General features: G+C 33.4%; 1 protein-coding gene and 1 pseudogene. Both read right to left on the reverse strand.

The annotated features are described in order from the left end of the window. Positions 1-74, reverse strand: a pseudogene (locus VXQ92_RS18060) (succinate dehydrogenase, hydrophobic membrane anchor protein); the annotation flags it as partial. Continuing rightward, the gene (gene sdhC, locus VXQ92_RS18065) at positions 74-475 is read right to left on the reverse strand and encodes a succinate dehydrogenase, cytochrome b556 subunit (protein ID WP_001984863.1); all 402 of its coding nucleotides are present in this window, start codon (positions 473-475) and stop codon (positions 74-76) included. The pseudogene VXQ92_RS18060 and the gene sdhC, both read right to left, overlap by 1 nt. Between the last annotated feature and the right edge of the window lie 901 nt (positions 476-1,376).

Here is a 1,376-nt window from a genome sequence, read left to right on the forward strand (position 1 = left end):
AATACCACAGCACTTACACGCTGGATAAACCAATCACGAGAACCTGAACCTGTTAAACCTGTAGCACTTTTCATTAGAACATAATCCATACAAAGGCTGCGATAATGGCTACCACAGATAAGATCAATGAAATTGTCGCTGCAATACGACCGCTTTGCAGTTCTTCAGCAAAACCTAGATCTGCAAGCAAATGCTTAACCCCAGCAATAAAGTGGAAAATCAAGCCGGCTACAAATACCCACACAACAAAACGTACGAGGATATTTCCAAAAACGACATTTTTAACGTAGTCAAATCCTTCTGGTGAAGATAATGATTTATCTAGAATCCATAAGAGAACTGGTACTAATAAGAAAACGATGACACCTGATAAACGGTGTAAAATTGATGCAATAGCCACGGGTGAGCGTAAATTTACCGCTAACACCTGACCCATGGACAAATTGACAGGTCTGTTGCTTTTCACAGCGGGCATCATTTAGTTATAAACTCCTACCGTATTTTGTTGAATTAATTCCAAGGAAAGCTGGCATTGTTAGGCAAGCACAGCTCATGCCTAACCTATAAACGACACTGAATTATAAAACGCGAAATATCAAAATACAAACAATCGACTTTGGCTTTTCCGCAAAAACTCATCAAATAAGAATCATTCACATAGCCAAACAGCATCCTTTCCTATCCCGAAGTTAAGATTAAACAAAACATGTGCTTGTTTAATCTCATCTTTTATAAAAAATTGCTTTTCTACAGTTTTATTTAAAATAAGTGCATTTTAGACTAAAGATAAAGTTAAGAAATCATCAACTCAAGACAAAAATATAAATAAAACTGCTTCTTACCTGCTAATTTTATTCAGTTTTATCTATAAAGAGGGTTTATCCGTATTTATATCAAAAGAAATAAAGTGCTACTTGACTGTTAACAATGATCACTATTCTTACAAAAAATGAGTTTTAATTTTTTCTAGACTGTTCAATGAGCTATTTTTTAAACAATTAAACTTAAAAAAATGACAACTTTTGGAATTATCAAATAGTGATAATGTGGCGATTTTTGAATCACAATTTAAAATTACAGCCTGAGTTTTATGATTTTTTTAATCGGATTGGCATTTTATAACGTTACCCTATTCTTAATTTTTATTTAAAAATTTGCTTACAATTGTACTCACGCTTCATTTTTTTTCTGCACGTTCTTCTTGAATTGACTTATGATACCATCCCGATGCAGTGATTTTACTGACTTTTTTTGCTCGGGTCTTGATGACTAACTCTCTGTGGGAACGTCATTTTTTATCCATAAGTATAATTGACAAAATTTCAGTACTCACTAATCTTATAGCAAATTTTGACACCGTCTGATTCGCACATGAG

The sequence above is a fragment of the Acinetobacter sp. 228 genome (assembly GCF_048147885.1).

What these genes read in the sequence shown, in the direction of transcription:
- sdhC (WP_001984863.1), bottom strand. Translation starts at nt 475, where the DNA reads ATGCCCGCTGTGAAAAGCAACAGACCTGTCAATTTGTCCATGGGTCAG.